This window comes from Flavobacterium sp. LC2016-12 (assembly GCF_015351595.1).
GTDB lineage: Bacteria > Bacteroidota > Bacteroidia > Flavobacteriales > Flavobacteriaceae > Flavobacterium.
In genome coordinates, this window is record NZ_JADKPT010000006.1 from 1 (window position 1) to 13,576 (window position 13,576).

Sequence of the window (13,576 nt, forward strand, 5' to 3'; positions counted from 1 at the left end):
ACTTGTGTTTGTCTCAATTCTTTTATTTCCGAATACGCCGTTTTTATGGACTTCACATCACAACACATTCTTTTCTGAGAACTTTACAACATATCGAATTAAGCTTCTTTTTAGCCTTTTTCCGCCTTTGCCACGAAGACACCAAGGCAAAAAGTCTCTTTTCACTGCTTTTCCGGCACGTATCTTTCTATACTTATATATAAGCCCTCTCTTGAAAACAACTCTCCTAGCCCCGATAGTAGTGGAAATCCTTTTGTGGTGGGGTTCACCACAAAAGATTGTAGCGGATAGCGGGAAATAGCTCCTTATTAAAATACTAATTCTTCTCTAAAGAATCCTTCTTATATAATATAGTAGAAATTCCACCTTTATATATGTACAAAAAAAAACAAACCCGACATGTTCTAAGAACTTGTCGGGCTTGGAATCCGTTATGTTTTAAATATTAATCGAACCGAATGGCTTTTACCGGCGAGATTCTCGTTATGATATAGGATGGAATTAACAATACCAGGAAACAAATCGTAACGGTTAGTATATTCAGAAGTATAATATAACCCCAGTTTATACATACTGGTGCTACGTTGACATAATAGTTTTCGGGGTTTAAATGGATTACACCAAACTGCTGCTGAATTAACAATAATGAAATACCGATTAAGTTACCCCAGAAGAGCCCTCTTATAATAAGATAAAATGCATTGTACAAAAATATTTTACGAACTGTCCAGTTATTTGCCCCAAGTGCTTTTAGAATTCCAATCATTTGAGTACGCTCTAGAATAAGAACCAATAATGCCACAACCATATTAATAGTCGCTACTAATATCATAACAGCAAGAATGACTATTATATTGAAATCGAAAAGCTGCAGCCAGTCAAAAATGTAACTGTATTTTTCTATTATTGTCTCAGTATCCAGCGTCGATGAAGTTTGCTCGTAAACTTCATCTCCTGTTTCTTTAATTTTGGTAAAGTCTTTGACAAAAACCTCAAAAGCACCGACCTGATCTGGAGCCCATTTATTTATTTTTTGGATATGACGAATATCTCCTATAATATATGTCGCATCGAAATTTTGAAAACCTGAATTAAAAATCCCTGTAATTTTAAATCGGCGGCTATTTGGCATTTTGCCTTGTTCTTCTTTTATAAAGAAAGTATTGAATTTATCGCCTACTTTTAAATTGAGACGATCAGCAAGAAATCTTGAAATTATAACTTCTTCATTTAGTTCTTTCGTGAAATCAGGCAATCTTCCTTCTACTAAATATTCTTTTATATTATTCCAATCATAATCGGCACCAACTCCTTTGAAAATAATTCCTTCAAAAGCATTTTCGGTTCGAATGATTCCGGCCTTACTTGCGATTGCCTGAATGTGCTTTACTTCAGGAACAGATTTGAAATTGGGATAAAAATCTTGTTTTTTAGAAATAGGAACCAAAGTTACCTCGGAATTGTTATTGTCGTAATTCGAAATGATAACCTGACCATTGAAAGCTGAAACTTTGTCGCGTATTTTTTGCTGTAAACCTATTCCGGTTGCAACTGAAACCAACATCATAATAATACCGATGGCAATAGCCGAAATGGCAATTTTTATAATTGGTGCTGAAATACTGCTTTTATAATCTTTGGCAGTGATTAGTCTTTTGGCTATAAAATATTCTAGATTCAATTTTTATATTATCTGATTAGTGGTTTAGTCCTTTATTTGACATTCAACTGTCTTCAAAAATACATTTTAAAAAGTAAAAAAGAATTGTTCCGAAAAACAATTACAAAACATTTAAGTTCTAAAGTGGTAATTTCTTTTTCATTTCTTCTACTATATTATATGCTGCCGGGCAAATGGCGACATTTTTTAAAGTAAGATCTGCAATCTGATGAAACTTTTTTCGATCTGTATGAGGAAATTCCCTGCAGGCTTTTGGACGTACATCGTAAATCATACAATAGTTTTCACTATCCAGAAAAGTACAAGGGACACTTTTTAAAACATAATCTTTGTCCTCGTCAATACGAAGATACTGATCGATAAATTGCTGCGGTTTTTGTCTGAAAGATTTTGAAATTCTTTCGATATCAGCCAAAGTAAACAACGGCCCGGTTGTTTTACAACAATTGGCACATTGCAGGCAATCCGTTTTTTTAAATTCGGCATCATGTAAATCCTGCATGATGTAATCTAAATTCTTCGGCTGCTTCTTTTTCAGCTTATCAAAATACTTTTTGTTTTCGATATGCTTATCTTTGGCTAACTTATTTAAGTTATTTAAAATTTGTTTCAAGTTTAAAATTTAAAGTTGATGTGCAAAATTAAACAACTTTAAACTTGAAACCTTAAACTTTGAACTAAATTACCATGAAAGATCTTTTTGGAAAAGCGATGTACGATTTTCAGACCAATAATTCGCCTGAAGATATAATAACAGAAACTTCTATTTCTGAAGAAGATGAAATGAGTGTCGATTACTTATTTCGTTCTTATAATGAAATGCCTAAACTGGAACAAAAAGCACTTCAATTGACTACAGGAAAAACACTTGATGTAGGTTGTGGAGCCGGAAGTCACAGTTTATCATTACAAAATGATCGCAATTTAGATGTAACTTCAATTGATATTTCTGAAAAAGCAATAGCAACCTGTAAACTTCGTGGTGTTAAAAATGCAAAAGTTCAGAATATATTAGATTATGAAGGAGAAAAATTTGACACTATTATTTTATTAATGAATGGAGTTGGAATTTTTGGAAAATTAGATAATTGCAATAAATATTTATCTAAGCTAAAATCACTATTAAATCCAGATGGCCAAATTTTATTAGACAGCTCAGATATTATTTATATGTTTGATGAAGATGAAGACGGTGGGAAATGGATTCCCTCAAATAATGATTATTACGGTGAATTAGTATTTAATATTTCGTACAAAGGAGAAAAAGAAGACCCTTTTGATTGGTTGTATCTTGATTATAACACATTGCAAAACGCTGCTATTGCAAATGGACTAAAATGCGAACTAATTTTAGAAGGTGATCACTATGATTATTTAGCTAAACTTTCAATATAAAAACATCATTACAGTATTATGGAAGAACTAAATTTAGAGAAATTAAAATTTCCCATTGGAAAATTTGAAGCGCCGAAAGCGTTTACCTCTGAATATATTTCAGAAAAAATAGCGGAAATCGAGTCCTTTCCTGAAAGACTAAGAAAAGAATCGCTTCATTTGAGTGATGAACAATTAGACACACCTTATCGTCCTGGCGGATGGACGGTTCGTCAAGTAATACATCACTGCGCCGAAAGTCATATGAATTGTTTCATTCGAATTAAATGGGCTTTGACGGAAAATAATCCTGTCATAAAAGCGTATGACGAGACTTTATGGTCTGAATTACCCGATAATTTAAGAATGTCGATTCAACCAACATTAAGTTTATTGGAAGGATTACATTACAGAATAGGCTTTATCTTGAAAAATTTATCAGAAACTGATTTAAAAAAATCATTTATCCATCCAGAAAACAATTCTGAATATCAAATTAAACAAATTATCGGAACTTATGCCTGGCATGGAAATCATCATTTGGCACACATTACCACTTTAAAAAAATATAAAAACTGGGACTAAACAAAATTTGTTTATTTTTTTTTACACATATGTATATAAACAAAAATCTCTTCAGTTGAAGAGATTTTTGTTTATATTACTTAAGGGATATTCAAATATTTATGAGTCTGAAGTGAAACCCTCCATTTTGGATTATTCATTACATAATCAACAATTAGCGGAGTCATTTCCTCTTTCTTACTCCATTCTGGCTGAAGGAATAAAATTGCATTATCGTTTACCAAATCTGCTTGCTCTTCTGCAAAGATAAAATCATGTTTATTATAAATAATCACTTTTAACTCATGTGCATTATCATAAACGGTTTGAGTAGGTAATTTATTTTTTTTCGGAGAAAGACAAATCCAATCCCAGGTTCCTGAAAGCGGATAAGCACCTGATGTTTCAATATGAACTTTTAAATTTTTATCTTTTAACTGCTGTGTCAACAAACTCATGTCCCAGGTTAAAGGCTCTCCTCCAGTAATTACAACGGTATCTGCATAACTTGAAGCATTCTTTACAATTAAATCAACACTTGTTGGCGGATGCAATTCTGCATTCCAACTTTCCTTCACATCGCACCAGTGGCAACCCACATCGCAACCTCCAATTCTAATAAAATACGCAGCGGTACCAGTATGGAAACCTTCTCCCTGAATGGTATAAAACTCTTCCATTAAAGGCAACATCGCTCCTTTATTAACTTCTAATTGTATTTCTTTTGATAACATTATTTTATTTTAAAGTGCAAAGATAGTCAATTAAATACGGAACAAAAAAAACCGACAGTTCAAAGGAACTATCGGTTTTATATTTATTTGAATAACCTTTCTTATTTTAAAGCTTTCACAGATTGAGTAGCATAAGCGTTAGTTGGATCTAAAACTAAACTTTTATTGAAATTCTCAATAGCTTTTGCTTTGTCAGTGTTAGCATAAGCAGCACCAATCGAATTGTACGATTCTACAATTTTTTTAACTGTAGCAGGTTTTGCTAATTCTTCAGCACCTTTTGCAGTTGTTTTATTGATATACTCTTGGTAGTTTTTGATAATTAAATCATCTTTCTCCAATAAGTTATTGATTCTACCTTTGTATAAGTAAGCCTCATCATAAGTAGGAGAAGCAACCAACACTCTGTCAAAAGCTGCATCAGCCTTAGCTAAAGCAGCAGCATCCATCGCAGTTTTTTCTTTATTTGCATTTGCATAGTAAAGAGAAATACCATAGTATACATTATCATTTAGATAATTTTTTTGCTCAGTATTGCTAGTACTCAATTCATAAATCGAAGCAGCTTGGTTGTATTGTTTTTTACCAAACAATTCTTTTCCAAAATCTCCAAGATCTTCTACAGCTAATGGCTCTACTGCAACCGCTTTTTTGATTTCAGCCAAACCAGCTTCAAAAGCAGCAGGATCTACTACACCAGCAGCATCAGTTCCTTTTTTAATTTTAGCAAATCCTAAATATAAATTATCTTTTGCGATAACTTTGTTTGATGGCACTTTCATGTAATCTTCTAATGATTTAATTGCAACATCATAGTTACCATTTTCATAAGCAGAATATCCTAAATATCTGTAAATTCTAGGATTAACTTTATCCAACTCAATCATTTTGTTAGCTTCTTTTTCAAGAGCTTTATAATCTTCAACTAAGATCAAGAAATCTGCATGACGCATCCTAGAGTTCATAGAATAATCTGTTAAACTCAAGTACTTCTCGTAGTTCTGAATTGCTTTTTGATAATTAACCTGTCTTGTAGAAGGCTTGTTTCTAGCCCATTTGTAATAGGTTTCAGCAAGCTCTCTGTAAACTGGTCCGTAATTAGCATCTACAGCAATAACTTCATTGAAAGATTTAATTGCTTCATCGTAAGATTTAGCACCTTTTAATAAAACACCTAATTGCATTTTTGCTCTTAAAAGCGTTGGGTCAGCAGTAAATGCGTCACGGTAAGCTTTGTATGCATCATTTTGATTGTTTGCTCCATAATAAGCATCACCAATTGCCAAAAGTGCAGTTGCGTTTTGAGGCTCTAATAATAAAGCCTTCTTTAAACTAGCAACAGCATTTGTATAATCAGGATTTGTAGAATTCATATAAGCTCTACCGATGTAAATAAACTCATTTACATCTTTACGCTTCATATCTTTTGTAGCTAAACCGAAATTTGCCTGAGCCGAAGCCGCATTTTTTGCATCAAGATCCAATTGACCTAAACCGATATAATTTAAGTTTTTCTTATCTGCTGCTTCTAATCCATTTAAGTAATAAATTTTAGCAGAATCAACAATAGCTTGGTTTAAGTATACATTACCTAAAACAAAATTAGCTTCTCCATCAGAAGGTTTTGCTTTGATGATTGATTTCAGCAAAGATTTAGCTTTCTCAAATTGTTCAGCATCAATTGCCTTTTTGGCCTGGTTTATATCTTGCGCTTTTGCAACAGAAGCTGAAGCAACTAAGGCAAGACTAAAAATTTTAAATTTATTCATCTTTATTGTAATTAATTTATTCTTTATCGTTTATAATCTGACTTCTAATTTTTAGCTTTCTTCCCGGAGTTCTGACTGGCAGTAATCCAGATTTCAATACAATTCTCTGTCCTATCTCTCCTGCAATGAATGAAGCAAATCCCATTCCTAATCCAGAATAACCCTGACAATTTATAATATACAAATCACGTGCCAAAGGATATTTTACTTCAGCCAGGTCATTTTGACTTGGACTGTAGTATTTGCTATCATTTAAGCCTTTTACGCTTAAAATATTAATTTTTTTAATTGTTTCTGCCATAGCAGCAGAAGGTTGTGACAACCAATTCACTCCAACTACACCAATCATTCCATCATTTTCGGAAACAAATTTAATAACTTCATCATTTGTTTTGAAGGAAAAAACGCCAGTAGCAGGAATCTCTTTTACCTTAGCTAATTCTTTCATATAACGTACTGTACTAGAATTCGGATTATCAAAAACAAGTCCTTTAATTCTTGGATCAGCTTTACCCTGCATAAAATCAATTACAGATTTCAACGCAATTAATGTGTCATTATTGCTCTTGTTTGAAATTAAAGCAATTGCATCTATAGCAAATGGTGTTACTCTTGGTTTAATTTTGCTTTTTTCAAATCCCTGCAATTCTTCTTTAGTCAAATCTCTCGTCGTAATAACGACTTTGGCTTTCTGATTTAATAAATCATTAATAACCTCTGACTCCGATTTTGGGGTAACTGCAATTTTCGCATCATAGTAAGTACCTTCAAAAACAGCAACCTGATCATCCACAATAGGCTTTACAGTTTCATCAACTGTAATGTCAATAGAACCCTTTAGAATCGTTTCTTTCTCTGATTCATTCTTGCTTTTTTGGTTACACATGGTAAACAAAAAAACAAAAACTACCAAAACGAAAACTCTACTATATTTTAACATATTTACTCTGCGTTTGAATTAATTAATCTCAGAAAACGGATTGCTGAATAAACAATCAGCAAGCCACCAAAAGCATATCTGTATTTAGGTTCCATGTCTAATGGCAATTTCTTCCAGAACATAATCATTAAACCCAGCACAAGATATATTAAAAAAAACAGTATTCCTAAAACAAGAAGAAATCGCTCTTTGAGCGATTTCTTCTGAATATTATTAAGCATATCTTTTAACATTATTCTGCAGATTGAATAGTAATAGGAAGAGAATAAAGTACTCTAACTTTTTTACCATTTTGCTCGCCAGGAGTCCATTTTGGACATTTTTTAAGAACACGAATTGCTTCTGCTCCTGTACCGTAACCGATATCCCTTAAAACTTTAATGTCGGTTAATGAACCGTCTTTTTCAACTACAAAAGTAACATAAACTTTACCTTTTAAACCTTCTTCTTCGGGAGTCTTGTAATTATTTCCTACGAATTTGTAGAACTTCTCAATTCCTCCAGGGAAATCTGGTTTTACTTCGATACCAGCTGTGTTGTATACTTGGTTATCTTCTTCTACTACTGCAGCAGTTCCAGTACCTACTGGCTCATCAACAGTTAAAACTGCATCCGGATCTCCTTTAATAGTTTCAGAACCTACCTTTTTATCTTTAAGTTCCTCAATTTTTGGAGGATCTTCAGTAACCTCTTCAGCCTTAGCAACCACTGGTTTTGTAAATTTCACCTGATCCACTTTTGGTGGTGGTGGCGGTGGTGGTGGTTGGTTAGGTTTTACTTCCTCTTTTTTAGGAGGTAATTTTATTGTAGCAATCTTAACATTGTGATCTACGTCATCTTCACTAGAATCTGGTAAAAAACTAGCAATAAGAGGAGCTGCTACAGCGAAGCTAAAAATAATCGAACCTATGATAAGTGCCTTAACCGTAGTTTTGCTATTCGATTTTCTTAACTCATATGCACCATATATCTTATTACGTCCTTCGAACACGATATCAAGCCACTGATTTTTTATAATATCTAATTTCATTTTTCTTGATTATTAGGATGTTAAAACAAGATAAATCTTATTTTTTATCTATCAATTTATTTTCCTCTGGTGTAAACTCAGGAACAATCGCATAAGTTTCTACTCCAGTAATAGCCATTTCATCCAAAATATCAACTAAATTACGATAATTCGATTTTTTAGTTGGCTTAATGATAACTATGATTCCATTTTTAGGTTTCCCTTTCGCAGCAGAATATTCTAAAACTGTTCTTTTTCTTGTAAGCAGTTCTCTACGAATACCATCTTTACCATATGCAATATCTTTAGGTCCAGCAATTGGCTTCTCTAATAATCCCATATAATAAGTCAATTTATTATTTTCCCCTAAGATTACAGTCATTGTACGATTTTCATCTACTTTAGTATCTTTTGTCTTAGTCGAATCCGGATCTTTATCTGGCAGAGACAAATCCATCGATTGAGGTTTTGACAACGATGTGGTTAACATAAAGAATGTGATCAATAAGAATGCCAAATCCACCATAGCCGTTAAATCGACTTTTGAATTTTGCTTTTTACTTCTTACTTTACCACCTTTTCCGCCACCACCGTCGCCGGTATTTAATTCAGCCATTTTAGTGTATCTTTTTTAATTAAAAGTCTTTTCCTCTCATACCCGTAACTAAGTTAAAGGAATTGATTTTTTGATCTTGTAAAATATCCATAATCTTTTTGATTTGTGGATACTGTTCTTTAGCATCTCCTTTAATTGCAATTTGCAATTCTTTGTCATCAATATCAATTGCAGCTCTTCTTGAAACCAAAAGCCACTCTTTTAATTGATTGTCCAAAGAATCGATTGGAATTCCAGGTTGATTTGCTTTCACTCTATCAGACGCTTTCATACCGATGATCTCTTTCAAATTTGCAACAGGAACACCGAAGTCATCCATTAAAGCAAATTTGGTTTTGTCATCTTCTGAAAATTGCACACCGAATTTTGCACCCATTCCTTCAAGAGTTCTTTTACGAATCTCTCTACCTTTTAGGTCAAAAAACACTTTGCTTTTCCCATCTTTTCCTTTTCCTATTGAAATAATTGCCAAATCAGTGTCAGGCAATTTAAATTCAGCAACAGAAGCAGGCATATCTACAGGAAGTGCTTCAGGCACCTTAGCAGTAGCGGTCAAAATAAAGAACGTAAGCAAAAGGAACGCAACATCACACATGGCAGTCATATCTGTCGATGTTGACTTTTTTTTCATTTTTATTTTAGCCATTCTCTTTTATTTTTATTTTGATATAAGTAATACTTATTATTAATATCAAAAATTAATTATTGTTTCAAACTTCCTCTGAATCTTCTGTAAGTATTTACAATTGTAGTACCAGCCTCATCGATAGAGTAAGTTAAATCATCAATTTTAGCAGTAAAGAAGTTATAAGAAATAATAGCTAATACTGAAGTAGAGATACCTGTTGCAGTGTTGATAAGTGCTTCAGAGATACCTGTTGCAAGAGCAGCCTGGTCTGGAGTTCCAGCAGAAGCTAACGCACCAAACGCTTTAATCATACCTGATACAGTTCCTAATAATCCTCCTAAAGTTCCTAATGATACTAAAGTAGAGATGATAGTCATATTTTTTTCTAACATTGGCATTTCTAATGAAGTAGCCTCTTCGATTTCTTTGTGGATTACTTCTGAAGCCTCTTCACTGTTGAAACCTTCTTTTTTAACATCTTGATATTTAATCAAAGCAGATTTAATTGCGTTTGCAACTGAACCTTGTTGTTTGTCACATGAAGCGATAGCAGCCTCGATGTTTCCTTCTTTGATACTTGCTTGAACACCTTGCATGAATTTATCTAAGTTAGCTTTACCTGCAGCTTTACCAATAACAATAAATCTTTCGATAGAAAAAACAACAACCATTAAAAACATACCTAATAATACTGGTACAATAAATCCTCCTTTATATACCATACCTAATGTATTGATTGGGTGACCTGTTTCAGGATTTCCTCCTTCAAAGTTAGCAGGTGATCCCATAACGAATTTCCAAATAAACACCCCTACTAAGATACACGCTGCAATAATGATTCCAGTAACCATTCCTCCTCCATTTGAAGTGCTTTCTTTTTTAACTTTAACGTTTGCCATTTTTTTTAATTTTAATAGTTTTAAATAATTTTTATTTTTTAGTTATATTTAACTTGTAGAGGAGCAAATTTATACGTTTAGTTTAAATAAAAAAACTTTTTTTAATTTTATTGAAGGAAATTTAACGTCAATTTAAAAAATATCTCATTAAATTGCCCTGCCTCTTTTTTTGATAAAACAAAAAAAAGAGCGATTTATGGGAAAATTACAACGTTTTAGTAAATATTCAAAGATTCCATTGATATCTTCTTAAAAAGTTGCGAAATTTTTTTTTATTGTATTTTCAATCGAAAAAAGCTTTTTCCTACTAAAAAATAATTATACAATTTCTTAAAAAACAAGCAATAGTCTTATAATCATCTAAATTACAAATAAAAACATGAATAAAAAAGATAATTTCATTCAAGATATCAATACAGGCTATCTTTCTAAAGGTGACAGTATCATTTTGGGAGGCGCTATGCTGGATGGAGAAGCAATTGCAGAGGCTCATGTAAAAATCCCTCTTAAAACCCTAAATCGTCACGGACTAATTGCTGGTGCAACCGGAACTGGAAAAACAAAAACTATTCAGGTTTTTTCCGAACAATTATCCAATGCGGGAATTCCTGTTTTGATGATGGATATAAAAGGTGATTTTAGCGGCATCGCCAAAGAAGGAAAAGAGGAAGGTTTTATTACTGAGCGACATACAAAAATAAACATACCTTATAATGTAGCTTCATTTCCTGTCGAATTAATGTCATTATCAAAACAAGATGGAGTTCGCCTTCGTGCGACGATTTCTGAATTTGGTCCGGTATTATTTTCAAGAATTTTGGATCTTAACGATACTCAGGCCGGAGTTGTAGCCGTAATATTTAAATATTGTGATGACAACCAAATGCCTTTATTGGATTTAAAAGACATTAAAAAAGTCATCAATTATATTACCGAAGAAGGTAAAGACGAAATTGCGGCTAGTTATGGCAAAATCTCAACTGCCACAACCGGAACGATTTTAAGAAAAATAATTGAACTGGAACAACAAGGTGCCGATTTGTTTTTTGGCGAATTGTCTTTTGAAATTGATGATCTAATGCGAATTGACGAAAACGGAAAAGGTTACGTAAACATCATCCGCCTGACAGATATTCAGGATAAACCTAAATTGTTCTCGACTTTTATGTTGAGTTTATTGGCGGAAATCTATCAGAAAATGCCCGAAAAAGGAGATTCTGAACAACCTGAATTAGTGATCTTTATAGATGAAGCACACTTAATCTTCAACGAAGCCAGTAAAGTATTATTAGAGCAAATTGAAACTATCGTAAAACTAATTCGCTCTAAAGGTATTGGTGTCTATTTTGTAACCCAAAACCCAATGGATGTCCCTAGCGGTGTATTGGCACAATTAGGATTAAAAATTCAACACGCACTTAGAGCTTTCACCGCAAATGATCGTCAGGCCATTAAGAAAACAGCTGATAATTACCCAACTTCTGCCTATTACAAAACAGAAGAATTACTTACCAGTTTAGGTATTGGAGAAGCTTTGGTTACGGCTTTGAATGAAAAAGGAGTTCCAACACCACTTGTGGCTACGATGATGCGTGCACCAGAAAGCAGAATGGATATTTTAACATCAGACGAAATTGAGGAAATAAACAGTAAATCGAAACTGGTTAAAAAATATAACGAGGAAATTGATCGTGAAAGCGCTTACGAATTGCTAAACAAAAAAATCGAAGAAGCAACACAAGCTGCAGCCGAACAAGAAGAACAAGCACCAACAAAATCATCAAAATCTGAACCTAGCACTGCAAGTGTTGTTGGGAAATCGGTTTTGAAGGTGGTAACGAGTGCTACCTTTATAAGAGGTGTTTTTGGCGTACTCTCAAAAATCTTCAAGAAGTAAAAAGAATCAATTACAATATCAAAAATCAATTACAATATCAATCCAAATTCTTAATTGATTTTTGATATTGTAATTGCTATTGACATTGAAAATTATTTATTCAGCAACTCCAGAATCTTATTTTCGACTTCTGGCGTGTTCCAAATATTTTCAATGTTCTCTAGTTTTAGCACTTCTTCCATAATTCCATTTTGAAAATCTCCAATTGCCAAAGCTTCGGCGTATGGTCGATCACTAAAAGTTACACGACTGTAAAGCGGAATCCATTTATCAGGATGTTTATCTGAAAATGCTTTTTCGATTTTCTTTTGCAACAAGAATTTCTCATCAGCTGTTTTGGTACTCATTTCCATGAAATTGCGATAGGAAAGTTCTGCAATAGCATCAGCATTTGGTTTACGGGAAATCTGATATTCAGAAAAAATCTTCTTCCAGTCGTTTCCGTACTTTTCGATCATTTCGTTTAAAACCGTGATATCTTCAAAACCCGCGTTCATTCCTTGCCCGTAAAACGGAACAATGGCGTGACAGGCATCACCAATTAAAGCAATTTTATCTTCATATGTCCACGGAAAACATTTCATGGTAACCAAAGTACTGGTTGGATTCTTAAAAAAATCTTCAGCCAGCTTCGGAATCACTTCAATCGAATCCGGAAAGTTTTTCTCAAAGAAATCTTCTACCATTTTTCGGTCTGTCAGTGATTCAAACGAATTTTCTCCTTCAAAAGGCATAAATAAAGTACAGGTAAAACTTCCATCCAAATTAGGAAGCGCAATCAACATGTACTTACCACGAGGCCAAATGTGGAATGAGTTTTTATCTAATTTATGAGTAGCATCGGCATTGGCCGGAATATTTAATTCTTTGTAGCCCATATTCAAAAATTCCTGCGAATAATTAAACATGCTCTGGCGTTGCATTCTGTGACGAATTCTCGAAAAAGCACCATCGGCACCAAAAACCATATCGTATTTTTTCTCCTCCCACTCGCCCCTTTCGGTTTCGCCAATATGCAAAGTTGCATCGCTCAGTGTCACATCCCAGATTTTTTGGTCAAACAAAAATTCAGCTCCGGCTTGTTCTGCAAGATCAATCATTTTTCTGTTCAAAGTTCCCCTTGAAATCGAATAAATCGATTCGCCTTCCTGTCCGTAATTCTGAAAATTGAGTTTATCGACTAAATGTATCGCACGTTTGTCCATCGGAATCGCAATTTCACGAACCGCATCGCCAACACCAACGCCATCAAGCGCCCTCCAACCACGATTAGACATAGCCAGATTAATAGAACGACCCGAAAAATTAATTTTGCGAATATCAGGACTGCGATCATAAACATGAACGGTGTGACCTGCTTTTTTAAGATAAATTGCCAACAGCGATCCTACCAATCCAGAACCTACAACGGCAATTTTTAGTGAAGTTTGCATCAAGAAAAATCTAAATATAAGATCGTAAAAAT

Annotated in this window: 14 protein-coding genes; 3 read left to right on the top strand and 11 right to left on the bottom strand. The window is 33.6% G+C overall.

Translation table 11 applies throughout. The features are described from left to right. Nucleotides 1-445 precede the first annotated feature (445 nt). Together IRZ99_RS11235 and IRZ99_RS11240 are read right to left on the bottom strand one after the other, a co-directional pair. Entirely contained in the window at nucleotides 446-1,681 is a 1,236-nt protein-coding gene (locus tag IRZ99_RS11235) for an ABC transporter permease (protein WP_194657354.1), read from the bottom strand. 118 nt (nucleotides 1,682-1,799) lie between these two features. Then, complete coding sequence (locus IRZ99_RS11240) at nucleotides 1,800-2,294, bottom strand: YkgJ family cysteine cluster protein (protein WP_194657355.1); 495 nt, start codon at nucleotides 2,292-2,294, stop codon at nucleotides 1,800-1,802. 74 nt (nucleotides 2,295-2,368) lie between these two features. Here IRZ99_RS11240 and IRZ99_RS11245 point away from each other — a divergent pair, with 74 nt between their 5' ends. Both IRZ99_RS11245 and IRZ99_RS11250 read left to right on the top strand, forming a co-directional pair. After that, complete coding sequence (locus tag IRZ99_RS11245) at nucleotides 2,369-3,076, top strand: bifunctional 2-polyprenyl-6-hydroxyphenol methylase/3-demethylubiquinol 3-O-methyltransferase UbiG (RefSeq protein WP_194657356.1); 708 nt, start codon at nucleotides 2,369-2,371, stop codon at nucleotides 3,074-3,076. Between the two features lie 18 nt (nucleotides 3,077-3,094). Beyond that, nucleotides 3,095-3,640 (top strand): YfiT family bacillithiol transferase, encoded by a 546-nt coding sequence (locus tag IRZ99_RS11250; protein WP_194657357.1) that lies wholly within the window; start codon nucleotides 3,095-3,097, stop codon nucleotides 3,638-3,640. 80 nt (nucleotides 3,641-3,720) lie between these two features. Here the strand turns inward: IRZ99_RS11250 and IRZ99_RS11255 are convergent, their stop codons facing one another. From IRZ99_RS11255 to IRZ99_RS11285, 8 genes are all read right to left on the bottom strand, one after another. Continuing rightward, the gene (locus IRZ99_RS11255; protein ID WP_194657358.1) at nucleotides 3,721-4,353 is read right to left on the bottom strand and encodes a 7-carboxy-7-deazaguanine synthase QueE; all 633 of its coding nucleotides are present in this window, start codon (nucleotides 4,351-4,353) and stop codon (nucleotides 3,721-3,723) included. A gap of 101 nt (nucleotides 4,354-4,454) precedes the next feature. Beyond that, nucleotides 4,455-6,122 carry a tetratricopeptide repeat protein gene (locus tag IRZ99_RS11260; protein ID WP_194657359.1) on the bottom strand — a complete coding sequence of 556 codons (1,668 nt, stop codon included), beginning with the start codon at nucleotides 6,120-6,122 and terminating at the stop codon, nucleotides 4,455-4,457. 16 nt (nucleotides 6,123-6,138) lie between these two features. After that, nucleotides 6,139-7,062 carry a PstS family phosphate ABC transporter substrate-binding protein gene (locus IRZ99_RS11265; protein ID WP_194657360.1) on the bottom strand — a complete coding sequence of 308 codons (924 nt, stop codon included), beginning with the start codon at nucleotides 7,060-7,062 and terminating at the stop codon, nucleotides 6,139-6,141. Nucleotides 7,063-7,064: 2 nt separating this feature from the next. Further along, a complete protein-coding gene (locus IRZ99_RS21205) occupies nucleotides 7,065-7,295 on the bottom strand; it encodes a hypothetical protein (protein ID WP_026983456.1) in 231 nt (76 codons plus the stop codon). Continuing rightward, a complete protein-coding gene (locus IRZ99_RS11270) occupies nucleotides 7,295-8,092 on the bottom strand; it encodes an energy transducer TonB (protein ID WP_194657361.1) in 798 nt (265 codons plus the stop codon). The genes IRZ99_RS21205 and IRZ99_RS11270 overlap by 1 nt, the downstream gene beginning before the upstream one ends. A 37-nt stretch (nucleotides 8,093-8,129) precedes the next feature. Beyond that, a complete protein-coding gene (locus IRZ99_RS11275) occupies nucleotides 8,130-8,687 on the bottom strand; it encodes a biopolymer transporter ExbD (protein WP_194657362.1) in 558 nt (185 codons plus the stop codon). 19 nt (nucleotides 8,688-8,706) lie between these two features. Next, nucleotides 8,707-9,333 (bottom strand): biopolymer transporter ExbD, encoded by a 627-nt coding sequence (locus tag IRZ99_RS11280; RefSeq protein WP_194657363.1) that lies wholly within the window; start codon nucleotides 9,331-9,333, stop codon nucleotides 8,707-8,709. Between the two features lie 56 nt (nucleotides 9,334-9,389). Then, nucleotides 9,390-10,214, bottom strand: a complete 825-nt coding sequence (locus IRZ99_RS11285) for a MotA/TolQ/ExbB proton channel family protein (RefSeq protein WP_194657364.1) — start codon at nucleotides 10,212-10,214, stop codon at nucleotides 9,390-9,392. Nucleotides 10,215-10,593: 379 nt separating this feature from the next. Here IRZ99_RS11285 and IRZ99_RS11290 point away from each other — a divergent pair, with 379 nt between their 5' ends. After that, nucleotides 10,594-12,111 carry a helicase HerA-like domain-containing protein gene (locus IRZ99_RS11290; protein ID WP_194657365.1) on the top strand — a complete coding sequence of 506 codons (1,518 nt, stop codon included), beginning with the start codon at nucleotides 10,594-10,596 and terminating at the stop codon, nucleotides 12,109-12,111. Nucleotides 12,112-12,203: 92 nt separating this feature from the next. Here IRZ99_RS11290 and IRZ99_RS11295 read toward each other — a convergent pair whose 3' ends face one another. Continuing rightward, nucleotides 12,204-13,544, bottom strand: a complete 1,341-nt coding sequence (locus IRZ99_RS11295; RefSeq protein WP_194657366.1) for an NAD(P)/FAD-dependent oxidoreductase — start codon at nucleotides 13,542-13,544, stop codon at nucleotides 12,204-12,206. Between the last annotated feature and the right edge of the window lie 32 nt (nucleotides 13,545-13,576).